Raw genomic sequence first — 21,289 nt, forward strand, 5'->3', positions numbered from 1 at the left:
GCAGGAAGCCTACGTGCGCACCGCCGACGGCTCGGCGTCCTCGGCCGGGCGCTGCTCCGGCACCACCGCGTCGCCGCCCGCACGCCCGCCGACCACGCGCTCACGCGCGCGTGCCGCCCAGCCGCCGACCCGCCGCAGGAAGGACGTCGGCAGGAACACCGCGTCGGCGGCGATCATCGCGAGCGAGAAGAACGGCAGGCCCAGCACGATCGCGATGAACACATGCTCCGTGATCATGAGGACCAGCAGCACGTTCTTCACCTTGCGGTTGAAGACGGTGAACGGGAAGGCGACCTGGACGATGACCGTGCCGTACGTCACGAGCAACACCATGGGGCCGAACGCGCTGAGCAGATCGCCCAGGGCGGGCCAGGGCGAGAAGTAGTCCAGGTGCAGCGGGTAGTAGACCGCGGTGCCGTCCTGCCAGCGGCCGCCCTGGATCTTGTACCAGCCGGCCGTCGCGTAGATCAGGCACGCCTCGACCATGATGATCAGCAGGGCCGCGTTGTGCGCGAGGCTGGCCACGACGTCGTACAGCCGGCGCGCGTCGCCGTCCTCGGAGCGGCGCCCGGCGAACCACCACAGCCCCTGGGCGATCCACAGCGCCCAGAAGAGGAGCAGCCAGCCGCCGCTCACCTTCCCCGTGAACGTGAGCGCCGAGAGCGCGAGCCCGATCACCCACCACAGGACAGGTCCGGCCCGGTCGGCGTCCGAGGCCCCGAGTCCGGCCGCACGCGCGCGTGCCGCACGGCGCGCGTCGAGCGACCACACCTGTCCGCACCGGGTGAAGACCAGGTAGATCGACATCAGGTGGATGACGTTGTCGCCGCCGTCGCCCAGGAACACGCTGCGGTTCTGCAGCGACAGCACGCCGATCATGAACAGGACCGACATGGTGCGGGTGCGCCAGCCCAGGAGCAGCAGGGCGGAGGCGAGCATCGCGACGACGTAGACGAACTCGAACCACCCCTGGCCGTCCGACCACATCAGCGCGGTGAACGCGCCGTTGTCCGCGGTCAGCTGCTGCGCCATGCCCCAGCTCCACGGGGCGTCGGGACCGTACAGCTCCTGCCGGTTCGGGAACTCGCGCAGCAGGAACAGCAGCCAGGTCGCCGAGAATCCGATGCGGACCACGGCGCTCTGGTAGGGGCCGAGCGCGGAGGCGGTGACCCGCTCGATGCCGTCGCTCAACGCGCCGAGGACGCGCTGCCACAGCCCTTCGCCGTGCCGCTTCGCGGGGGCGCCGGTGTGCTCGGGCGCCGCGTGCTGCTGGGAGCCGCTCATCGCGCACCGTCCGTCCGGTCCTTCGCGCGCACGTGCGCGCCGCTGTCGAGAGACACGTCGCGCGAGGTCACCGTCCACCAGGACACCTGCCGGTAGACCGGCTTCTGGTTCACCTTCTCGTCACTCCACTTCGGGGGCGCGATCGTGATCGCCCGGGAACGGATCTGGACGCGTTCGATCACATCGCCCCTGCCGCCGACGCCGAGCCGGTCCAGACGCAGCACGAGGATGCGGCGCAGGTACTGCTCGGAGAGCGTGCCCCGCAGGCTGGTCGAGCGGTTCTGCGCGTCGTGCGAGCCGACGTAGAGGTCCCAGGCGCGGCGCAGTTCGTTCTGCGCGGTGTGGCTGGGCAGCGGATTGCCCCTGATCGCGGCGCCGTCCTGGGCGGAGAGGTCGTACCAGCCGGTGGTGCGCAGCTTTCCGTCGGAGGCGCGCACCTCGGCCCGGGTCTGGACGGCGATGTTCTGCTGCAGCGGGTTGGGGGCGAACAGCTTCCAGTTCTGCTCGAACTCGGGGTAGATCCAGTCGTTCACCGCCTTGCCGTCCCGCTTGGTGATCGTGTTCGACGGGGCGACGTGCAGAAACACCATCAGGACGTGGACGCACGCGACGAGGGCGATGCCCGCGAGGGCCAGCGAGGCGACCAGCTGACCGCCCGGGGAGAGGGCGGCGAGGCCCTGGCGACGGGGGCGCGACGCCGACGGTTCGTGCGCGCCGTCGGGCGCCTCGCCGGGCGACGCCTCGGGCGCCCCGCCGGGTGCCGCGTCGCCGGGTGCCGCGTCGCCACCGGGCGGTGGTCCGGCCGGCGGCCCCGGCGCGGGCCCGTCGGCCTCGCCCGCGGCGCCTGCTTCCGTCTTCATCACTGTTCCCCGTTCCCCGTCCCGGTCCCGTCGTCTCCCGGCCCGTCCACCGCCGAACCGATTCCGCGCCGTCGGCCCGCGGGTGCGGCGCACCGGCACGGTACTGGGGAGCGGCCCCGAAGCACAGGCGGCCGAGGTTATCCACAGGCCGGGTCATTCAGGGTTGACACCTTACGGCGCCGGGTCCCACCATTGAATCCGACGAACCGAACGATCGGTCGGGAGCGGATGGCGGCCCCGCCGCCCCGGATCGGCTCGTCATCGACAGCCGAGTCCGAGGGGAACCGGGAATGGCGACAGCAGCCCCGCACCACGTGGAGAGCGCCGACAGCGCCGCGGAGTTCCAGGCGGTGTTCGACGCGGCGGTGGCCGCGGACGAGCGCATCGAGCCCCGCGACTGGATGCCCGACGCCTACCGCGCCTCGCTCGTGCGGCAGATCGCGCAGCACGCGCACTCCGAGATCATCGGCATGCAGCCGGAGGCCAACTGGATCACGCGCGCACCGTCCCTGCGCCGCAAGGCGATCCTGATGGCGAAGGTGCAGGACGAGGCGGGCCACGGCCTCTACCTCTACAGCGCGGCCGAGACCCTGGGCGCCAGCCGCGACGAGCTGCTCGACAAGCTCCACAGCGGCCGCCAGAAGTACTCCTCGATCTTCAACTACCCGACGCTGACCTGGGCCGACGTCGGCGCGATCGGCTGGCTGGTGGACGGCGCGGCGATCACCAACCAGGTGCCGCTGTGCCGCTGTTCGTACGGCCCGTACGCCCGCGCGATGGTCCGGGTCTGCAAGGAGGAGTCCTTCCACCAGCGCCAGGGGTACGAGCTGCTGCTCGCCCTCAGCCGTGGCACCGAGGCCCAGCACGCGATGGCCCAGGACGCGGTGGACCGCTGGTGGTGGCCGTCCCTGATGATGTTCGGCCCGCCCGACGACGAGTCGGCGCACTCGGCCCAGTCGATGGCGTGGAAGATCAAGCGCCACTCGAACGACGAGCTCAGGCAGCGCTTCGTCGACATCTGCGTCCCCCAGGCCGCCTCCCTCGGCCTGACCCTCCCCGACCCGGACCTGGTGTGGAACGAGGAGCGGGGGCAGCACGACTTCGGCCCGATCGACTGGTCGGAGTTCAAGGAGATCCTCAAGGGCAACGGCCCGTGCAACGAGCAGCGGATCACCCAGCGCAGGCGCGCCCACGACGAGGGCGCCTGGGTCCGCGAGGCCGCCGCGGCCCACGCGGCCAAGCACGCCACCACGGATCAGGTACCGACCCGAGAAGGCAGGGCAGCATGAGCGAGACCCCGACCAGCGCCCCCGGCGGCGCCGGCGAGTGGCCCCTGTGGGAGGTCTTCGTCCGCTCCCGCCGCGGTCTCGCCCACACCCACGCCGGCAGCCTGCACGCCCCGGACGCCGAGCTGGCCCTGCGCAACGCGCGGGATCTGTACACGCGCCGCGGCGAGGGCGTCTCCCTGTGGGTCGTCCCGTCCGCGGCGATCACGGCGTCCTCGCCCGACGAGAAGGACCCGTTCTTCGAGCCGGCCGCCGACAAGCCCTACCGGCACCCGACGTTCTACGAGATCCCGGAAGGGGTGAAGCACCTGTGACCCCCTCGACCCGGCAGACGAGCGGCACGGACACCGCGGCCGCCGCCCTGGCCCTCGGCGACGACGCCCTGGTGCTCTCGCACCGCCTGGGGGAGTGGGCCGGCCACGCCCCGGTCCTGGAGGAGGAGCTGGCGCTGGCCAACATCGCGCTGGACCTGCTCGGCCAGGCCCGCGTCCTGCTGAGCACGGTCGGCGACGAGGACGAGCTGGCGTACCTGCGCGAGGAGCGCGACTTCCGCAATCTCCAGCTGGTCGAGCAGCCGAACGGCGACTTCGCCCACACCATCGCCCGCCAGCTGTTCTTCTCCACGTACCAGCACCTTCTGTACGGTCGACTGGCCTCCGGCGAGGGCGAGTTCGCTCCCCTGGCCGCCAAGGCCGTCAAGGAGGTGGCCTACCACCAGGACCACGCCCGGCAGTGGACGCTGCGGCTCGGCGACGGCACGCCGGAGAGCCACGCGCGCATGCAGCGCGCGGTGGACGCGCTCTGGCGCTTCACCGGCGAGATGTTCCAGCCCCTCCCCGGCGTGGAGGTCGACTGGGAGGAGCTGCGCACCGGTTGGACGGCGACCGTCACGGACGTCCTCCGGCAGGCGACGCTCACCGTCCCCGAGGGCCCGCAGAGCGGCGCCTGGAGCGCGGGAGCGGGACGCCAGGGACTGCACACCGAGCCGTTCGGCCGGATGCTCGCCGAGATGCAGCATCTGCACCGCAGCCACCCGGGGGCGACATGGTGACCGCACCGCTCACCCCGCTGGAGACCGAACTGCTGCGTCTCGCGGGCTCGGTGCCCGACCCCGAGCTGCCGGTGCTGACCCTGGAGGAGCTGGGCGTGCTGCGCGCCGTGCACACGCTCGGCCCGGGCCGCGTCGAGGTCGAGCTCAGCCCCACGTACACCGGATGCCCCGCGATCGAGGCCATGTCGGCCGACATCGAGCGGGTCCTGCACGAGCACGGCATCCCCGAGGTCAGCGTCCGCCCGGTCCTCTCCCCGGCCTGGTCCACGGACGACATCAGCCCCGAAGGCCGCCGCAAGCTGCGGGAGTTCGGCATCGCGCCGCCGCGCACCACCCGCGCTCCCGCCGGACCGGTCGCCGTCGCCCTCGGCCCGACCCGGCACACCACCGGGTCCGTCACCGGACCGGTGAGCGCGGAGCCGGTGGCCTGCCCGCACTGCGGATCGACCGAGACCGAACTGCTCAGCCGGTTCTCCTCCACGGCCTGCAAGGCGCTGCGCCGCTGCCTCGCCTGCCGTGAACCCTTCGACCACTTCAAGGAGCTGTGATGGCAGCACCCGCGCGGGCCCGCTTCCACCGGCTCCGGGTCACGGCGGTCGACCGGCTCACCGACGACTCCGTGGCGCTGACCTTCACCGTCCCCGAGGAGCTGCGCGAGCTGTACCGGCACGCCCCGGGCCAGCACCTCGCGCTGCGCCGCACCGTGGACGGCGCGGAGGTCCGCCGCACCTACTCGATCTGCTCGGCTGCCCCCGCCGACGGCGCCCCGCGCACTCTGCGGGTCGGCGTCCGCCTGGTCGACGGCGGCGCGTTCTCCACGTACGCCCACAAGGAGATCGCGGTGGGCGACGAGCTGGAGGTGATGACCCCGGCCGGCCGCTTCACCCTCGACCCGGCACCCGGGCACTACGCGGCGGTGGTCGGCGGCAGCGGCATCACCCCGGTGCTGTCCATCGCCACGACGCTGCTGGAGCGGGCGCCGGACGCCCGTTTCTGCCTGATCCGCAGCGACCGGACCACCGCCTCGACGATGTTCCTGGAGGAGGTCGCGGACCTGAAGGACCGCTACCCGGACCGGTTCCAGCTCGTCACCGTCCTCTCCCGGGAGGAGCAGCAGGCCGGCCCGGTCTCGGGGCGGCTCGGCGAGGAGCGGCTGACGGCGCTGCTGCCCGCGCTGCTGCCGGTGGAGCGGATCGCGGGCTGGTTCCTGTGCGGGCCCTTCGGCCTGGTGCAGGGCGCCGAGCGGGCGCTGCGCGGCCTCGGCGTGCGGCGGACCCGCATCCACGAGGAGATCTTCCATGTGGACGGCGGCCCGGACGCCGACCGGCCCGCCGTCGTCCCGGCCTCGGGCCCCACGCACAGCACGGTCACCGCGCAGCTCGACGGGCGGTCCGGCAGCTGGCCGGTGCGGGACGGCGAGTCCCTGCTGGACGCGGTGCTGCGCAACCGGGCGGACGCGCCCTACGCCTGCAAGGGCGGCGTCTGCGGCACGTGCCGCGCCTTCCTCGTCTCGGGATCGGTGCGCATGGACCGCAACTTCGCGCTCGAACCGGAGGAGACCGACGCGGGGTACGTCCTGGCCTGCCAGTCCCGGCCGACCACGGAGAAGGTGGAGCTGGACTTCGACCGCTGACCCGCCCGGCCGCGGCGCGCCTGCGCCTGTTCCCTTCTCGTAGAACCTGTTCTATCTTGACGCTCCGTCAGATCCCGCTGGGAGCCGAGCAGGAACGGGAGGACAGCCGGTGGACTTCACCTTCTCCGAGGAGCAACAGGCGGCCGTCGAGGCGGCGCGGGCGGTGTTCACGCCGGTCGCGCCCGACAGCGTGCCCAGCCCCTCGCTCACCTCCGGCGCCGTGGCCGAGGACTTCGACCGCGCGCTGTGGTCCAAGGCCGCCGACGCCGATCTGCTCAGCCTGCTCATCACGCCCGAGCACGGCGGCGCCGGACTCGACGCCATCGCGCTCTGCCTGGTGCTGCGCGAATCCGCGAAGGTCCTCGCCCGTGTCCCGCTCCTGGAGCACAGCGCGGCGGCGGCGACCGTGGAGGCGCACGGCGGCGCCGAGCTGAAGCGGGAGATCCTCCCCCGCGCGGCCGACGGCCGTCTCGCCCTGACCGTGGCGGCGGCCGGCCGCACCGGCCACGACCCGGCCGAACTGGCGGTGACCGCACGCCGCGAGGGCGACACGGACTCCGGCGGCCGGGTCCTGGACGGGGTGCAGACGGCGGTGCCGTGGGCCTGGGGCGCCGACCGGATCCTCGTCCCCGCGCACACCGGCGACGGCATCGCGGTACTGGCGGTCCTGCCCGGCCCGGCCCGGGATCCCCTGCCGGGACTCACCTTCACCGAGCAGATCTCCACGACCGGCGAGCGCCTGGCCGAACTGCGCCTGGACGGGGTGCACGTGGACGACCGGGACCTCATCGAGGACCCCGCCGCCTGGTCCCGGCTGCACGATCTGCTCGCCACCGGCACCTGCGCGCTCGCGCTCGGTCTCGGCGAGGGCGTGCTGAAGATGACCAGCGACTACGCGGGCAAGCGCGAGCAGTTCGGATACCCGATCGCCACGTTCCAGGCCGTCGCCGTCCAGGCCGCCGACCGGTACATCGATCTGCGCGCCATGGAGGCCACCCTGTGGCAGGCGGCCTGGCGCCTGAGCACCGGGGCGGGCGGCGCGCTGCCGGTCGCCGGTGATGTCGCGGTCGCCAAGAGCTGGGCGTCCGACGGCGTCCGCCGCGTCGTCCAGACCGCGCAGCACCTGCACGGCGGCTTCGGCGCCGACACCGACTACCCGCTGCACCGCTACCACGCCTGGGCCAAGCACCTGGAGCTCTCGCTCGGCCCGGCCGCGGCCCACGAGGAGACGCTCGGCGATCTGCTCGCCGCCCATCCCCTGGGCTGAGCGGCCCGGCGGGCCGGAGCCGGTCAGACGACGGCGCCCGGCTGTCCCTTGTCGTCCACGACGGGGCGGCCGGCCGCCTCCCACGCCTGCATGCCGCCCGCGACGTTCACCGCGTCGATGCCCTGCTGCACCAGGTAGGCCGTCACCTGGGCGGAGCGTCCGCCGACCCGGCACAGCACGTTGACCCGGCCGTCCTGCGGGGCCGCCTCGGTGAACTCGCCGAACCGCGCGACGAACTCGCTCATCGGAATGTGCAGCGCGTCCGCGGCGTGACCCGCGTGCCACTCGTCGTTCTCCCGCACGTCGAGAAGGAAGTCGCCTTCCTTGAGCTCGTCGACACCGACCGTGGGCACACCAGAACCAAAGACCATGCCCCCGACGCTACCCGACCGCCCACCGGGTTCAGCCCGCGGTGATCCGCTCCAGCTCGGCCTCCCGCTCGGCGACCTGCGCGAGCAGCTGCTCCGCGATCTCGTCGAGCAGCTTGTCCGGGTCGTCCGGCGCCATCCGCAGCATCGAGCCGATCGCGCCCTCCTCCAGCTCCCGGGCCACGGCCGTCAGCAGTTCCTTGCGCTGCGCCAGCCAGTCGAGCCGGGCATACAGCTCCTCGCTGGGCGAGGGCTCCCGCTCCGGCGGCACCGGCCCGGCGGCCCACTCCTCGGCGAGTTCGCGCAGCAGGGGCTCGTCGCCGCGCGCGTACGCCGCGTTCACCCGCGAGATGAACTCGTCGCGGCGCTCCCGCTCCCGGTCGTCCTGGGCCAGATCCGGGTGCGCCTTGCGGGCCAGCTCGCGGTAGAGCTTGCGGGCCTCCTCGCTGGGCCGCACCCGCTGCGGCGGACGCACCGGCTGGTCGGTGAGCATCGCGACGGCCTCCGGGAACAGTCCGTCCCCGTCCATCCACCCGTGGAACAGCTCCTCGACGCCGGGCATCGGCAGCACCCGCGCCCGCGCCTCGTCGGCCCGATCGCGGTCCTCCGGCTTCCCGGTGCGCTCCGCCGTCGCCTCGGCGATCAGCGCCTCCAGCTCGTCGAGCCGGGCGTACATCGGGCCGAGCTTCTGGTGGTGGAGGCGCGAGAAGTTCTCCACCTCGACCCGGAAGGTCTCGACGGCGATCTCGAACTCGATCAGCGCCTGCTCGGCGGCGCGCACCGCCCGCTCCAGGCGCTCCTCGGGCCGCTCACGCTCCTGCTCCCGAGACCGCTCGATCCGTTCCTTCAGCTGGTCCTTGAGCCGCTCCCGAGGCTGCTCCTCGGGCTGCCCTGCCACGTCGTCGGTCTCCGGGGTCGTCACCCGTCCAGCGTAGGGCACGGCCCGGCAGGGCCGATCCGGCACCGAGCACCGCCCTGCCACCTCGGCCCCCTCACCGTCAGACCCCCGCCTCCGCGGCCACCCTCCCCTCCCGGACGGCCCGCACCAGCTCCCCGTGATCGGCCTCGGTACGGTCCGCGTAGGTCACCGCGAACGACGCGACGGCCTCGTCCAGCTCCTCGTTCTTCCCGCAGTACCCGGCGATCAGCCACGGGTCCGCGCTGTGGGCATGGGCGCGGGCGAGCAGGGCGCCCGTCATCCGGGCGTAGTCGTCCAGCTGGTCGGCGGCGAGCGCGGCCGGGTCGACGCTGCCCTTGCGGTTCCTGAACTGACGCACCTGGAAGGGCAGTTCACCGACCGAGGTCCAGCCCAGCAGGAAGTCGCTGACCACCTGCATCCGCTTCTGCCCGAGCACCACGCGCCGCCCCTCGTGCGCGACGGCGCCGGGCGCGAAGCCGACAACCGGCAGATGCGGCAGCAGCGCCGACGGCCGCGCCTCCTTCACCTGGAGCACCAGCGGCTCACCGCGATGATCGAGGAGCAGCACCACGTACGACCGGGTCCCCACGCTCCCGGTGCCGACGACGCGGAACGCCACGTCGTGGATCGCGTACCGCCCGAGCAGCGGCAGCCGGTCCGGGGACAGGGTCTCCAGATAGGCCCCCAGCGAGCCGGCGACGGCGGCCGCCTCCTGGTCGGGTATCCGCCGCAGCACCGGCGGCGCGTCCACGAACCGCCGGCCGCCGCCCTCCACACCGATCGTGGACTTCGCGGCGAACCGTCCGCTGGTGTTGTTCCGCGCCTTCTCCGAGACCCGCTCCAGCGTGCCGAGCAGATCGTGGGCGTCGGTGTGCGAGACGAGTTCCTCGTCCGCGATCGCGTTCCACGCGTCCAGCGCGGGCAGTTTGGCGAGCAGCCGCATGGTGCGCCGGTAGGCGCCCGTCGCGTCGTGCGCCGCCTGCCGGCAGATGTCCTCGTCGGCCCCGGCCTCCCGGCCCGCGAGCACCAGCGAGGTCGCGAGCCGCTTCACGTCCCACTCCCAGGGGCCGTGCACCGTCTCGTCGAAGTCGTTCAGGTCGATGACCAGGCCGCCGCGCGCGTCGCCGTACAGACCGAAGTTGCCGGCGTGGGCGTCGCCGCAGATCTGGGCGCCGATGCCGGTCAGCGGGGTGCGCGCCAGGTCGTACGCCATCAGACCGGCGGAGCCGCGCAGGAACGCGAAGGGGGTCGCGGCCATCCGTCCGACCCGGATCGGGGTCAGCTCCTCGATCCGGCCGCGGTTGGACTCCTCGACGGCGGTCACCGCGTCGGGCCGTCCCGCGTCCGGCGCGAAGCCGTCGTGCGCGGACCTCGGGACGTCCTTGCGCAGGGCCTTGCCCGCGGCCTTCGGGGAGTCGCCCGCCGCCGCCCGGGCGGAGACCTCCGCGAATCCCTCCACCCGTGGCAGCCGCCGGATCCGTCCGCCCGCTTCGCCCTGCCGCGGCACCGCCGTCACATCGCCGATTCCGCCCATGCCGATCGCCTCCCCCGTCCCGTACGGGACACGTGCACACCACTGCGCTGCTCGAACCGGCCACGACCGTACCGCCGCCCGCGAGACTGCGCCGGACCCTGTGGAAAACCCACGGCCTGTGCACAACTTCGTCGCCCGGCCGCCGCTCTCCCCATGGGTGCGCGACCGCCACCGCCGCCCGGCGGGGCTACTTCCGGAACTCCTCCGGGCACGTCCCGCCCTCGGCCCCCAGATACTTCGCGGCCCAGTCCCCCAGCTCGTCCAGCGACGGCTTCAGCGCCGAGCCGGCCTCGGTGAGCCGGTAGGCGACCCGCAGCGGCGGCCCCTCGTCGACCTGGCGCAGGACGAGTCCGACGGTGCTCAGCTCGGTGAGCCGGTCGGAGAGCATGCGTTCGCTGATGCCGGGGATGGCCCGGCGCAGATCGGCGAAGTGGACGGGCCGCTGGATCAGCGCGGCCACGATCAGCCCCGTCCAGCGCTTGCCGAGCAGCCCGAAGACCCTGGTCATGCCGATGTCGACCGTCGAGCACGCCTCAGGGGTGTGCACCGCGGGAGCCTCCGCGCCGCACGCGTCCGCCCGCTTCCTGTCCTGCTCGCTGCCCGCCATGTGTCCAGAGTACTGGTTTCTCGTACGGTGATGAAAAAAAGTAAGTACCTGTGCTATTACTAGCTACGTACTCATCTACAGCCAATACTTCGGGAGACACCCCCCATGGCCACCCTGCTGCACCTCGACTCCTCGGTCTTCTCCGGTTCCGCCTCGTCCTCGCGCCCCGTGACGGAGGCCTTCCGCAAGGCCTGGCTGGAGCAGCACCCCGAGGGCACGGTCGTCTACCGCGACCTGGCGGCGGACCCGGTCCCGCACATCACCGCCGACGCCCACCTCGCCGGCTTCACGGCCCCGGACGACCACACGCCCGAGCAGTCCGCCGCCTTCTCCGCGCGCGTGCGGCTCATCGAGGAGCTGGAGAGCGCGGACGCGATCCTGATCGGCGCCCCGATGTACAACTTCTCGATCCCGTCGACGCTGAAGGCGTGGCTGGACAACGTGATCCTGTTCGGCCGCACCGCGGGCGTCGACGCCCCGGCCGCCAAGGGCACCCCGGTCACCGTCGTCGCCAGCCGCGGCGGCTCCTACGCGCCGGGCACCCCGCGCGAGGGCATGGAGTACGTCCAGAACTTCCTCGGCGCCACCCTGCGCGACACCCTCCAGCTCGACCTCGACTTCATCGTCCCGGAGCTGACCATGGCCCCGACGAACCCGGCCATGTCCGAGCTGATCCCCCTCTTCGAGGCCTCCCGCGAGAAGGCCCTCCAGGACGCGCAGGTGAAGGGCAAGGCCGTGGCCGCCCGCATCAGCGCCTGAAGGTGACATAACCCACAGAGGGGCCCCGGGTCGTCGACCCGGGGCCCCTTACGCGCGCGCACGCCCCCGCGTGCCCCCACGTATTGCCGCACGCCCCTGCGTGCGGCAACGCAAAAGCCCCGCAGATCCGAAGATCTGCGGGGCTTTTCGCTGTGCGCGAGGGGGGAGTTGAACCCCCACGCCCTTTCGGGCACTGGAACCTGAATCCAGCGCGTCTGCCTATTCCGCCACCCGCGCATTGGGTGTGTCTTCCGGCTCCTTGCCCTTGTGGGCCCGGCGCCTTCCGACATGCAGAAGATTAGCACGCTGCCAGGGGTGGATTCACATCCGATTCCGCGGGCATCCGACGGGCACCCGGTGCAGGCGGCCTTCACCCCTCACCATGGGGCGGCGGCACCGAAGTGCCGTGCGCCGGCCACAGTCCGGTCGCGGCCTTGCCGGACCCCGACCGCTCCACAGCCGCGTACGGGACACTGTCCTGAGGCCACCTCTACGATCCTTCTCAAGAGGGTCCGCAGCGGAGGCCCCGGAGCAGTCTGTGAGCGTCGACACTCGTCGACGGGGCGGACAGGGGGAACCAGCCGATTTCCCGACGCGTGGATACGATCAGTAAGCAGTACGAGGAAGCACGAGAACGCGACAGGCACGGCAAGCAGGACAGCGACGAAGAAGGAGGTGCCCCATGGGAGTCCTGAAGAAGTTCGAGCAACGTCTCGAAGGTCTGGTCAACGGCACCTTCGCGAAGGTCTTCAAGTCCGAGGTGCAGCCCGTCGAGATCGCGGGCGCGCTCCAGCGCGAGTGCGACAACAACGCGACGATCTGGAACCGCGAGCGGACCGTCGTCCCCAATGACTTCATCGTGGAACTCAGCGCACCGGACTACGAGCGCCTGAGCCCCTACTCCGGACAGCTCGGCGACGAGCTGTCCGGCATGGTGCGCGAGTACGCGAAGCAGCAGCGGTACACCTTCATGGGTCCCATCAAGGTGCACCTGGAGAAGGCGGACGACCTGGACACGGGTCTGTACCGGGTGCGCAGCCGCACTCTCGCCTCCTCCACCAGCCAGGCGCAGTCCGAGCGTCCGGAGCGGCCCGCGGCCGCCCGCCCGCAGACGCCCGGCGGCTACGGCTACCCGCCCGCCGCCGCCCCGCCGATGCCGTCGGCACCACCGCCCGGCCGGCCCGCACAGGCCCCGGCCGCGCACCGGCCCGCCGCCGCGGCGGGCCCGCTGCCGGGCGCCCGCGTCCGGCACTGGATCGAGATCAACGGCACCCGCCACCAGATCTCCCGCCCCACCCTCGTGCTCGGCCGTTCCACGGAGGCCGACGTGCGGATCGACGACCCCGGCGTCTCGCGCCGGCACTGCGAGATCCGCACCGGTACCCCCTCCACGATCCAGGACCTCGGGTCCACGAACGGGATCGTGGTGGACGGCCAGCACACGACCCGCGCTACGCTCCGCGACGGCTCGCGGATCGTCGTGGGCCAAACCACCATCGTTTACCGGCAAGCCGAAGGGTGAAGCGGGGGCAATGTCAGAGCTGACCCTGACGGTCATGCGGTTGGGTTTCCTGGCCGTTCTGTGGCTGTTCGTGATCGTGGCCGTACAGGTCATCCGCAGCGACCTGTTCGGCACGCGCGTCACCGCTCGCGGCTCGCGCCGTGACACCGGACGCCAGCAGCAGACCGCACGCCAGGCGGCCACGCCGCCGCAGCAGCGCCAGCAGCAGGCGGGGGGCCGTCAGCGGCGCGGTGCCCCGAGCAAGCTGGTGGTCTCCGAGGGAAGCCTCACGGGCACCACGGTCGCCCTCCAGGGGCAGACCATCACGCTCGGCCGCGCGCACGACAGCACGATCGTGCTGGACGACGACTACGCGTCCAGCAGGCACGCCCGGATCTACCCGGACCGGGACGGCCAGTGGATCGTCGAGGACCTCGGGTCCACGAACGGCACGTACCTCGACCGGAACCGTCTGACGACCCCCACGCCGATCCCGCTGGGCGCACCGATCCGCATCGGCAAGACCGTCATCGAGCTGCGGAAGTAGTGCTACATCATGATTAGGCGCGAGCGGAGCGAGCGGGCCGACGCGGTTGTCCCGGACCGGGACACCGGCACGCTCCCGACCGGAGGGTGGGCACCGTGCGGATGTACCCGGAGTCGGAATCGACGGGGCAGGTGCGCATGAGTCTGTCACTGCGCTTCGCCGCCGGATCGCACAAGGGCATGATCCGCGAGGGCAACGAGGACTCCGGCTACGCCGGTCCGAGGCTCCTCGCGATCGCCGACGGAATGGGCGGCCAGGCCGCCGGTGAGGTCGCCTCCTCCGAGGTGATCTCCACCATCGTCGCGCTCGACGACGACGTGCCCGGCTCCGACATCCTGACCTCGCTCGGCACCGCCGTGCAGCGGGCCAACGACCAGCTCCGCATGATGGTCGAGGAGGACCCGCAGCTCGAGGGCATGGGGACGACCCTCACCGCCCTGCTGTGGACCGGCCAGCGGCTCGGCCTCGTGCACGTCGGCGACTCGCGCGCGTACCTGCTGCGCGACGGTGTGCTCACACAGATCACGCAGGACCACACCTGGGTGCAGCGCCTCGTCGACGAGGGCCGCATCACCGAGGAAGAGGCCACCACGCACCCGCAGAGGTCCCTCCTCATGCGCGCGCTGGGCAGCGGCGACCACGTCGAACCGGACCTCTCCATCCGCGAGGTGCGGGCCGGCGACCGCTATCTGATCTGCTCCGACGGCCTGTCCGGCGTCGTCTCCCACCAGACGATGGAGGAGACCCTCGCCAGCTACCAGGGCCCGCAGGAGACCGTCCAGGACCTGATCCAGCTGGCGCTGCGCGGCGGCGGCCCGGACAACATCACCGTGATCGTCGCCGATGTCCTCGACATCGACGGCGGGGACACCCTCGCCGGACACATCTCCGACGCCCCGGTCATCGTGGGCGCGGTCGCCGAGAACCAGCACCAGCTGCACGACGGCGGCGCCATGGAGACCCCGGCGGGCCGCGCGGCGGCGCTCGGTCGCGGTTCGGGCCGGCCGGTGCCGGGCCAGGGCGGCGGCGAGTTCGGCCCGCCCGGCAGCGGGGACAGCGGCGGTTACGCGCCCGAGGGGGACTTCGGCGCGTACGCCGACGACGACGGCGAGTACACCAAGCCCCGCCGCCGCTTCAAGTGGTTCAAGAGATCGCTGTACATCGTGCTCGCCCTCGGCGTCATCGGCGGTGGCCTCTACGGCGGTTATCGCTGGACGCAGACCCAGTACTTCGTCGGCTCGAACGACGACCACGTGGCGCTCTACCGCGGCATCAACCAGGACCTTGCCTGGGTGACGCTGTCGAAGGTGGAGAAGGATCACCCGGAGATCGAGCTCAAGTACCTGCCGCCGTACCAGAAGAAGCAGGTCGAGGAGACGATCACCGAAGGCGACCTGGCAGCCGCCCAGGACAAGATCGACGAACTCTCCGCGCAGGCCACGGCATGCGAGAAGCAGGCCGAGCGGCAGAAGGCCGAGAACGAGAAGAACGCGAAGACCGGCGAGGGCGAAGCCGGCGGAACCACCACAGGTGGGACGGCGTCCAAGGCCTCGTACCGCGTGGCGACCGCCACCCCCACGCCGAACCCGTCCTCGTCGCCGTCCGGCAAGTCCAAGTCCTCTCCCAAGCCCACTCCTGGCCCCACTCTCTCCGACGAAGAGCAGCAGCTGGCCAAGGCGTGCGCACAGCAGTAGAAGCCGTTGGGGGCCTCAGCACGCCATGAGCAGTTCTCTCAGTAGTAGTTCCACGACCCATACGTCGACCATCGGCGCGATCGGCGCACCGAGCCGGCGCAACACCGAGCTGGCCCTGCTGGCGTTCGCGGTGGTCATCCCGGTCTTCGCCTACGCCAATGTGGGCCTCGCGCTCGACGGCTCGCTGCCGGCCGGCCTGCTCGGTTACGGGCTCGGCCTCGGCCTGCTCGCCGGCGTCGCCCACATCGTCGTACGGAAATTCGCGGCGTACGCGGACCCGCTGCTGCTGCCGCTGGCCACGCTCCTCAACGGCCTGGGGCTCGTCGTCATCTGGCGGCTCGACCAGTCGAAGCTGCTCCAGTCGATCGGGCAGGCGGGCAGTGCCGCGCCCAAGCAGCTGATGTACACGGCGATCGGCATCGCGTTCTTCATCGCGGTGCTGATCTTCCTGAAGGACCACCGCGTCCTTCAGCGCTACACCTACATCTCGATGCTCGGCGCGATCGTCCTGCTGCTGCTGCCGCTGGTCCCGGGCCTCGGCGTGAACATCTACGGCGCCAAGATCTGGATCCACATCGGCGGCTTCTCCATCCAGCCCGGTGAGTTCGCGAAGATCGCTCTGGCGATCTTCTTCGCCGGTTACCTCATGGTGAAGCGGGACGCGCTGGCGCTGGCCTCGCGCCGCTTCATGGGGCTCTACCTGCCGCGCGGCCGCGACCTCGGGCCGATCATCGTGGTCTGGGCGATCTCGATCCTCATCCTCGTCTTCGAGACCGACCTCGGTACCTCGCTGCTGTTCTTCGGCATGTTCGTGATCATGCTGTACGTCGCCACCGAGCGGACCAGCTGGATCGTCTTCGGTCTGCTGATGTCCGCGGTCGGCGCGGTCGGCGTGGCCAGCTTCGAGCCGCACATCCAGCAGCGCGTCGACGCCTGGCTCGACCCGATGAAGGAGTACCTGCTCAGCCGGCAGGGCGTGGGCGGCCACTCCGAGCAGGCCATGCAGGCGCTGTGGGCGTTCGGCTCCGGCGGCACCCTCGGCACCGGCCTCGGCCAGGGCCACTCCGAGCTGATCCGGTTCGCCGCGAACTCCGACTTCATCCTCGCCACCTTCGGCGAGGAGCTGGGCCTGGCCGGCCTGATGGCGCTGCTGCTGATCTACGCGCTGATCGTCGAGCGCGGTGTGCGCACCGCCCTCGCCGCCCGCGACCCCTTCGGCAAGCTGCTCGCGGTCGGTCTGTCCGGCGCGTTCGCCCTCCAGGTCTTCGTCGTCGCCGGCGGTGTCATGGGGCTCATCCCGCTGACCGGTATGACGATGCCGTTCCTCGCGTACGGCGGTTCCTCGGTCATCGCGAACTGGGCGCTGATCGGCATCCTGATCCGCATCAGCGACACCGCGCGCCGGCCCGCTCCCAGCCCGACGCCCAGTCCCGACGCCGAGATGACCCAGGTGGTCCGACCGTGAACAAACCCCTGCGCCGCATCGCGATCTTCTGCGGACTCCTGATCCTGACCCTGCTGATCCGCGACAACTGGCTCCAGTACGTCAAGGCGGACAGCCTCGCCTCCGACGACGACAACCGCCGTGTCGCCATCGCCCGTTACTCGACGCCGCGCGGCGACATCATCGTCGACGGCAAGTCGATCACCGGTTCGAAGGCGACGAGCGGCACCGACCTGAAGTACAAGCGGACCTGGAAGGACGGACCCATGTGGTCGCCCGTCACCGGGTACGCCTCGCAGGTCGTCGGCGCCACCCAGATCGAGTCGATCGAGGACGGCATCCTCACCGGCAACGACGACCGGCTCTTCTTCCGCAACACCCTCGACATGATCACGGGCAAGAAGAAGGAGGGTGGCAACGTCGTCACCACCCTCAACGCCAAGGCGCAGAAGGCCGCCTACGACGGCCTGAAGAACCGCGGCAAGGGCGCCGTCGCCGCCATCGAGCCGTCCACCGGCAAGATCCTCGCGCTCGCCTCCACGCCCTCGTACGACCCCTCGTCGTTCGCCGGAAACAGCAACGACGACGGCGCGACCTTCTCCAAGCTCGACAAGGACAAGGACAAGCCGCTCCTGAACCGCGCGCTGCGCGAGACGTACCCGCCGGGTTCGACGTTCAAGCTGGTCACGGCCGCCGCGGCGCTGGAGAGCGGCGACTACGACCCGGACAAGAAGACGGAGACGCCGCTGCCGTGGACCATGCCGGGCACCACGACGCCGCTGAAGAACGAAGGCAACATCCCGTGTGAGAACGCGACACTGCGGGTCGCCCTGAAGGTCTCCTGCAACACCGTCTTCGGCAAGATCGGCTCCGACCTCGGCAACGACAAGATGGTCGAGGAGGCCGACAAGTTCGGCTTCAACGAGCAGCAGTTCGTCCCGGTCCGCTCCAACGCGTCGAACTTCGACGACGACATGAACCCGTCGCAGACCGCCCTGTCGTCCATCGGCCAGTACAACACCGCGGCCACCCCGCTGCAGATGGCCATGGTCGCCTCCGCGATCGCCAACGACGGCAAGCTGATGAAGCCGTACATGGTCGACCAGCTCCAGGCCCCGAATATCGACGTCATCGAGAAGACCGAGCCGGAGGAGATGAGCCGGCCGCTCTCCGAGGAGAACGCGCAGAAGCTCCAGTCGATGATGGAGACGGTCGTCAACGACGGCACCGGCCAGAGCGCGCGCATCCCGAATGTCACGGTCGGCGGCAAGACCGGTACCGCCCAGCACGGTGTCGACAACAGCGAGAAGCCGTACGCGTGGTTCGTCAGCTACGCCAAGACCAGCTCCGGAACGCCGGTCGCGGTGGCCGTGGTCGTCGAGGACAGCGACGCCAGCCGCCAGGACATCTCCGGTGGCGGTCTGGCCGCCCCGATCGCGAAGAGCGTGATGGAAGCGGTCATCAACAGCAAGTAGCGACGGACCGTGACCGGGCTTCACCAGATTCTGTGAGCCCGGTCACCTGTTCTTCACATTGACGCACGTGGCGATACCGGTCCTGTCACGGGTCTCGGTGGCGGCCAGGTCACGCTGGGCAAGCCGGGTACGGTATGCCCGGACAGCACACCGCCCGACCCCGCACGGGACGGTCGGGACCGACGGAGAGGGCTGGTAGGTAACCATGGAAGAGCCGCGTCGCCTCGGCGGCCGGTACGAGCTGGGCCAGGTGCTCGGCCGTGGTGGCATGGCGGAGGTCTACCTCGCGCACGACACCCGGCTCGGCCGCACCGTGGCGGTGAAGACGCTGCGGGTGGACCTCGCGCGTGACCCGTCGTTCCAGGCCCGGTTCCGCCGGGAGGCCCAGTCGGCCGCCTCGCTCAACCATCCCGCGATCGTGGCGGTCTACGACACGGGCGAGGACTACGTCGACCAGGTCTCCATCCCGTACATCGTGATGGAGTACGTCGACGGTTCCACGCTGCGCGAGCTGCTGCACTCCGGCCGCAAGCTCCTGCCGGAGCGCGCCATGGAGATGACCGTCGGCATCCTCCAGGCCCTGGAGTACTCGCACCGGGCGGGCATCGTCCACCGCGACATCAAGCCGGCCAACGTCATGCTGACCCGCAACGGTCAGGTGAAGGTCATGGACTTCGGCATCGCCCGCGCCATGGGCGACTCCGGCATGACGATGACGCAGACCGCCGCGGTCATCGGCACGGCGCAGTACCTCTCGCCGGAGCAGGCCAAGGGCGAGCAGGTCGACGCCCGCTCCGACCTGTACTCCACCGGCTGCCTGCTGTACGAGCTGCTGACGGTCCGTCCGCCGTTCGTCGGGGACTCCCCGGTCGCGGTCGCCTACCAGCACGTACGCGAAGAGGCACAGCCCCCGTCGGTCTTCGACTCCGAGATCACGCCCGAGATGGACGCCATCGTCCTCAAGGCGCTGACCAAGGACCCCGACTACCGCTACCAGTCGGCCGACGAGATGCGCGCCGACATCGAGGCGTGCCTCGACGGGCAGCCCGTCGCCGCCACCGCCGCCATGGGCGCGGTCGGCTACGGCGGCGGCCCGGGCGACCAGCAGACGATGATGCTGGGCCAGCAGAGCGGCGGGGCGCCGACGTCGATGCTGCCCCCGATCAACCCGGACGACGGCGGCCACGGCTACGACGACCGCCCCGACCGCCGCCGCCAGCAGGGCAAGAACCGCACGTCGACGATCCTGCTCGTGGTCGCGGGCGTCCTGGTGCTGATCGGCGCGATCCTGATCGGCAAGTGGATCTCCAGCGGCGGCAGCGGCGACAACGGCAAGGTGGCGGTGCCCAACCTGGTGGGCGAGACCTTCGAGTCCGCCACGAAGAAGGCGGGCAACGTCGACCTGAAGGTCGAAAAGGGCACGAGCATGGCGTGCAAGAACGAGCCCGCGAAGACTGTCTGCGAGCAGGACCCCAAGGACGGCTCGGTCTCCAAGGGCGACACGATCACCGTCCGGATGTCGACGGGCGCGCCGAAGGTGGCGGTCCCGAACGTCATCAACAAGTCCGAGGACGAAGCCCGCAGCCGCCTCGAGGACAAGGGCTTCGTGGTCAAGATCAAGTCCGAGGAGACCACGCAGGAAGCCGGCAAGGTCCTCGACCAGGACCCCCAGCCCGGTACCGAGAAGCAGTCCGGCTCCACGGTCACCATCACGGTGTCCAAGCAGAAGGCGCAGACCCAGGTCCCCGACGTGTCCTCCGGCACCAACCTCTCCTGCGACGAGGCCACGGCCAAGCTGCAGGAGGCCGACCTGAAGGCGACCTGCGCCGAGGAGGAGAACGCGTCGGTCGAAGCCGGCAAGGTCTTCAAGCAGAGCCTCGCCGCCGGCTCCCAGGCCGACCCCAACTCGACGGTCACCCTGACCGTCGCCAAGGCACCGGCGCAGACCGCGGTGCCCGAGGTCCGCGGCCGTCCGCTCAAGGACGCCAAGAAGATGCTGCAGGACGCCGGCTTCAAGAACATCCAGCTCGCGGACGGCAGCAGCGGCGACGACAACGCCCTGGTCGCCAACGCGGACCCGGCCCCCGGCAGCCAGGTCGACCCGGCCAACACCCCGATCACCCTGACCACGGTCGGCGGTAACGGCAACAACGGCGGGAACGGGAACGGCGGGATCTTCGGCGGCAACAACGGCTGACCCGCACCCCGCGCACACGAAAGGGCCCCGCTCCTCCTCCGGGAGGGGCGGGGCCCTTCGTCTGTCGGTCGGGTGGTCGTCGTCGCCTGATCACCCTCGTCCGTGCGTCAGGTACTACCTGAGCTCCTTCGGCGGCGTCCGGTCGGCGTCCACCTTCTCCACCCGGTCCAGCTCGCCCCACACCACGTAGCGGTACTCCGACGTGTAGACGGGCGTGCAGGTGGTCAGCGTGATGTACTTCCCGGCCTTCTTGACGCCCGACTCCTTGGGGACCCGGTCGATCACGTCGACGTTGTACTTCGAGGTCTCCGGGAGGATGTCGTAGACCTTGTAGACGTACCAGTCGTCCTTCGTCTCGAAGACGATCGGGTCGCCCTTCTTGATCTTGTCGATGTTGTGGAACTTGGCGCCGTGCCCGTCGCGGTGCGCGGCCAGCGAGAAGTTGCCGTTCTTGCCGGTGGTCGGCAGGTCCGCCTTCACGGGGTTCGTGTAGTAGCCGGCGACACCGTCGTTGAGGACCTTCGACGAGGTGCCCTTCTCGACCAGCACCTCACCGTTCTTCATCGACGGGACGTGCAGGAACCCGATGCCGTCCTTGGTGTCCAGGGCGCCGGGACCGCTGTTGCCGCCGGCCCAGTGCTCGCGGACCCTGTCGCCCTGCTTGTGGGCGGCACGATCGGCGACGACGTTCGTCCACCACAGTGAATAGGCGACGAACAGGCCGAGGATCAGGCCCGCCGTGATGAGGAGTTCGCCGAAGACGCTGACGGCCGTCGCGATCCGTCCGCGACGGGGCGAGGGCGAGGGAGCCTTCGGCTCGGCCGCGTCCTCGTCGTGGTCGGTGGTCGTCGCTGCCACTGCTT

Annotated in this window: 20 protein-coding genes and 1 tRNA gene; 13 read left to right on the forward strand and 8 right to left on the reverse strand. The window is 71.0% G+C overall.

The window, feature by feature from the left end; genetic code table 11:
* Positions 1–9 precede the first annotated feature (9 nt).
* Together ABII15_RS18960 and ABII15_RS18965 are read right to left on the reverse strand one after the other, a co-directional pair.
* Entirely contained in the window at positions 10–1,284 is a 1,275-nt protein-coding gene (locus ABII15_RS18960) for an HTTM domain-containing protein (protein WP_353943525.1), read from the reverse strand.
* Positions 1,281–2,144: a DUF5819 family protein gene (locus ABII15_RS18965; protein WP_353943526.1), complete on the reverse strand. Its 864-nt coding sequence runs from the start codon at positions 2,142–2,144 to the stop codon at positions 1,281–1,283. The genes ABII15_RS18960 and ABII15_RS18965 overlap by 4 nt, the downstream gene beginning before the upstream one ends.
* A 290-nt stretch (positions 2,145–2,434) precedes the next feature.
* On the opposite strand from ABII15_RS18965, the gene paaA reads away from it, so the two are divergent.
* The 6 genes from paaA (at position 2,435) to ABII15_RS18995 (ending at position 7,381) form a co-directional block, all read left to right on the forward strand.
* Positions 2,435–3,433 carry a 1,2-phenylacetyl-CoA epoxidase subunit PaaA gene (paaA, locus tag ABII15_RS18970; protein ID WP_353943527.1) on the forward strand — a complete coding sequence of 333 codons (999 nt, stop codon included), beginning with the start codon at positions 2,435–2,437 and terminating at the stop codon, positions 3,431–3,433.
* Positions 3,430–3,744 carry a 1,2-phenylacetyl-CoA epoxidase subunit PaaB gene (paaB, locus tag ABII15_RS18975; RefSeq protein WP_353943528.1) on the forward strand — a complete coding sequence of 105 codons (315 nt, stop codon included), beginning with the start codon at positions 3,430–3,432 and terminating at the stop codon, positions 3,742–3,744. The genes paaA and paaB overlap by 4 nt, the downstream gene beginning before the upstream one ends.
* A complete protein-coding gene (gene paaC, locus ABII15_RS18980) occupies positions 3,741–4,481 on the forward strand; it encodes a 1,2-phenylacetyl-CoA epoxidase subunit PaaC (RefSeq protein WP_353943529.1) in 741 nt (246 codons plus the stop codon). Before paaB ends, paaC begins: the two co-directional genes overlap by 4 nt.
* On the forward strand, positions 4,475–5,029 hold the full coding sequence (gene paaD / locus ABII15_RS18985) for a 1,2-phenylacetyl-CoA epoxidase subunit PaaD (protein WP_353943530.1): 555 nt from the start codon (positions 4,475–4,477) through the stop codon (positions 5,027–5,029). The genes paaC and paaD overlap by 7 nt, the downstream gene beginning before the upstream one ends.
* Positions 5,029–6,114: a 1,2-phenylacetyl-CoA epoxidase subunit PaaE gene (gene paaE / locus ABII15_RS18990; RefSeq protein ID WP_353943531.1), complete on the forward strand. Its 1,086-nt coding sequence runs from the start codon at positions 5,029–5,031 to the stop codon at positions 6,112–6,114. Before paaD ends, paaE begins: the two co-directional genes overlap by 1 nt.
* A gap of 109 nt (positions 6,115–6,223) precedes the next feature.
* Positions 6,224–7,381, forward strand: a complete 1,158-nt coding sequence (locus tag ABII15_RS18995) for an acyl-CoA dehydrogenase family protein (protein WP_353943532.1) — start codon at positions 6,224–6,226, stop codon at positions 7,379–7,381.
* A 23-nt stretch (positions 7,382–7,404) separates the two neighbouring features.
* Here ABII15_RS18995 and ABII15_RS19000 read toward each other — a convergent pair whose 3' ends face one another.
* From ABII15_RS19000 to ABII15_RS19015, 4 genes are all read right to left on the reverse strand, one after another.
* Positions 7,405–7,752 carry a rhodanese-like domain-containing protein gene (locus ABII15_RS19000; RefSeq protein ID WP_353943533.1) on the reverse strand — a complete coding sequence of 116 codons (348 nt, stop codon included), beginning with the start codon at positions 7,750–7,752 and terminating at the stop codon, positions 7,405–7,407.
* A gap of 31 nt (positions 7,753–7,783) precedes the next feature.
* Entirely contained in the window at positions 7,784–8,671 is an 888-nt protein-coding gene (locus ABII15_RS19005) for a hypothetical protein (protein WP_353943534.1), read from the reverse strand.
* Between the two features lie 76 nt (positions 8,672–8,747).
* On the reverse strand, positions 8,748–10,202 hold the full coding sequence (locus ABII15_RS19010; RefSeq protein ID WP_353943535.1) for a DUF2252 domain-containing protein: 1,455 nt from the start codon (positions 10,200–10,202) through the stop codon (positions 8,748–8,750).
* Positions 10,203–10,389: 187 nt separating this feature from the next.
* Positions 10,390–10,710: a helix-turn-helix domain-containing protein gene (locus ABII15_RS19015; protein WP_353947111.1), complete on the reverse strand. Its 321-nt coding sequence runs from the start codon at positions 10,708–10,710 to the stop codon at positions 10,390–10,392.
* A gap of 204 nt (positions 10,711–10,914) precedes the next feature.
* Between ABII15_RS19015 and ABII15_RS19020 the strand changes: the two genes are divergently transcribed.
* Positions 10,915–11,568, forward strand: a complete 654-nt coding sequence (locus ABII15_RS19020) for an NAD(P)H-dependent oxidoreductase (RefSeq protein WP_353943536.1) — start codon at positions 10,915–10,917, stop codon at positions 11,566–11,568.
* Positions 11,569–11,721: 153 nt separating this feature from the next.
* Here the strand turns inward: ABII15_RS19020 and ABII15_RS19025 are convergent.
* A tRNA-Leu gene (locus tag ABII15_RS19025) sits at positions 11,722–11,805 on the reverse strand.
* A gap of 445 nt (positions 11,806–12,250) precedes the next feature.
* Here ABII15_RS19025 and ABII15_RS19030 point away from each other — a divergent pair.
* From ABII15_RS19030 to pknB, 6 genes are all read left to right on the forward strand, one after another.
* The gene (locus ABII15_RS19030) at positions 12,251–13,090 is read left to right on the forward strand and encodes a DUF3662 and FHA domain-containing protein (protein ID WP_353943537.1); all 840 of its coding nucleotides are present in this window, start codon (positions 12,251–12,253) and stop codon (positions 13,088–13,090) included.
* A 10-nt stretch (positions 13,091–13,100) separates the two neighbouring features.
* Positions 13,101–13,616, forward strand: a complete 516-nt coding sequence (locus ABII15_RS19035; protein WP_353943538.1) for an FHA domain-containing protein — start codon at positions 13,101–13,103, stop codon at positions 13,614–13,616.
* 137 nt (positions 13,617–13,753) lie between these two features.
* Complete coding sequence (locus ABII15_RS19040) at positions 13,754–15,310, forward strand: Stp1/IreP family PP2C-type Ser/Thr phosphatase (protein ID WP_353943539.1); 1,557 nt, start codon at positions 13,754–13,756, stop codon at positions 15,308–15,310.
* A 25-nt stretch (positions 15,311–15,335) separates the two neighbouring features.
* Complete coding sequence (locus ABII15_RS19045) at positions 15,336–16,775, forward strand: FtsW/RodA/SpoVE family cell cycle protein (RefSeq protein ID WP_351449266.1); 1,440 nt, start codon at positions 15,336–15,338, stop codon at positions 16,773–16,775.
* Positions 16,772–18,229: a penicillin-binding transpeptidase domain-containing protein gene (locus ABII15_RS19050; protein ID WP_353943540.1), complete on the forward strand. Its 1,458-nt coding sequence runs from the start codon at positions 16,772–16,774 to the stop codon at positions 18,227–18,229. Before ABII15_RS19045 ends, ABII15_RS19050 begins: the two co-directional genes overlap by 4 nt.
* Before the next feature lie 205 nt (positions 18,230–18,434).
* Positions 18,435–20,426 (forward strand): Stk1 family PASTA domain-containing Ser/Thr kinase, encoded by a 1,992-nt coding sequence (gene pknB / locus ABII15_RS19055; RefSeq protein ID WP_353943541.1) that lies wholly within the window; start codon positions 18,435–18,437, stop codon positions 20,424–20,426.
* Positions 20,427–20,540: 114 nt separating this feature from the next.
* Here the strand turns inward: pknB and ABII15_RS19060 are convergent, their stop codons facing one another.
* Complete coding sequence (locus tag ABII15_RS19060; protein WP_353943542.1) at positions 20,541–21,284, reverse strand: class E sortase; 744 nt, start codon at positions 21,282–21,284, stop codon at positions 20,541–20,543.
* Between the last annotated feature and the right edge of the window lie 5 nt (positions 21,285–21,289).

It is taken from the genome of Streptomyces sp. HUAS MG91 (assembly GCF_040529335.1).
GTDB lineage: Bacteria > Actinomycetota > Actinomycetes > Streptomycetales > Streptomycetaceae > Streptomyces > Streptomyces tabacisoli.

Excerpts from the sequence above, each read along its gene's own strand:
- paaE (WP_353943531.1), top strand. The coding sequence starts at position 5,029 with ATGGCAGCACCCGCGCGGGCCCGCTTCCACCGGCTCCGGGTCACGGCG.
- ABII15_RS19045 (WP_351449266.1), top strand. The coding sequence starts at position 15,336 with ATGAGCAGTTCTCTCAGTAGTAGTTCCACGACCCATACGTCGACCATC.
- ABII15_RS18965 (WP_353943526.1), bottom strand. The coding sequence starts at position 2,144 with ATGAAGACGGAAGCAGGCGCCGCGGGCGAGGCCGACGGGCCCGCGCCG.
- ABII15_RS19010 (WP_353943535.1), bottom strand. The coding sequence starts at position 10,202 with ATGGGCGGAATCGGCGATGTGACGGCGGTGCCGCGGCAGGGCGAAGCG.
- paaB (WP_353943528.1), top strand. The coding sequence starts at position 3,430 with ATGAGCGAGACCCCGACCAGCGCCCCCGGCGGCGCCGGCGAGTGGCCC.
- ABII15_RS19040 (WP_353943539.1), top strand. The coding sequence starts at position 13,754 with ATGAGTCTGTCACTGCGCTTCGCCGCCGGATCGCACAAGGGCATGATC.
- paaA (WP_353943527.1), top strand. The coding sequence starts at position 2,435 with ATGGCGACAGCAGCCCCGCACCACGTGGAGAGCGCCGACAGCGCCGCG.
- pknB (WP_353943541.1), top strand. The coding sequence starts at position 18,435 with ATGGAAGAGCCGCGTCGCCTCGGCGGCCGGTACGAGCTGGGCCAGGTG.
- ABII15_RS19020 (WP_353943536.1), top strand. The coding sequence starts at position 10,915 with ATGGCCACCCTGCTGCACCTCGACTCCTCGGTCTTCTCCGGTTCCGCC.
- ABII15_RS18960 (WP_353943525.1), bottom strand. The coding sequence starts at position 1,284 with ATGAGCGGCTCCCAGCAGCACGCGGCGCCCGAGCACACCGGCGCCCCC.
- ABII15_RS19000 (WP_353943533.1), bottom strand. The coding sequence starts at position 7,752 with ATGGTCTTTGGTTCTGGTGTGCCCACGGTCGGTGTCGACGAGCTCAAG.
- ABII15_RS19035 (WP_353943538.1), top strand. The coding sequence starts at position 13,101 with ATGTCAGAGCTGACCCTGACGGTCATGCGGTTGGGTTTCCTGGCCGTT.
- ABII15_RS19030 (WP_353943537.1), top strand. The coding sequence starts at position 12,251 with ATGGGAGTCCTGAAGAAGTTCGAGCAACGTCTCGAAGGTCTGGTCAAC.
- paaD (WP_353943530.1), top strand. The coding sequence starts at position 4,475 with ATGGTGACCGCACCGCTCACCCCGCTGGAGACCGAACTGCTGCGTCTC.
- ABII15_RS19015 (WP_353947111.1), bottom strand. The coding sequence starts at position 10,710 with ATGACCAGGGTCTTCGGGCTGCTCGGCAAGCGCTGGACGGGGCTGATC.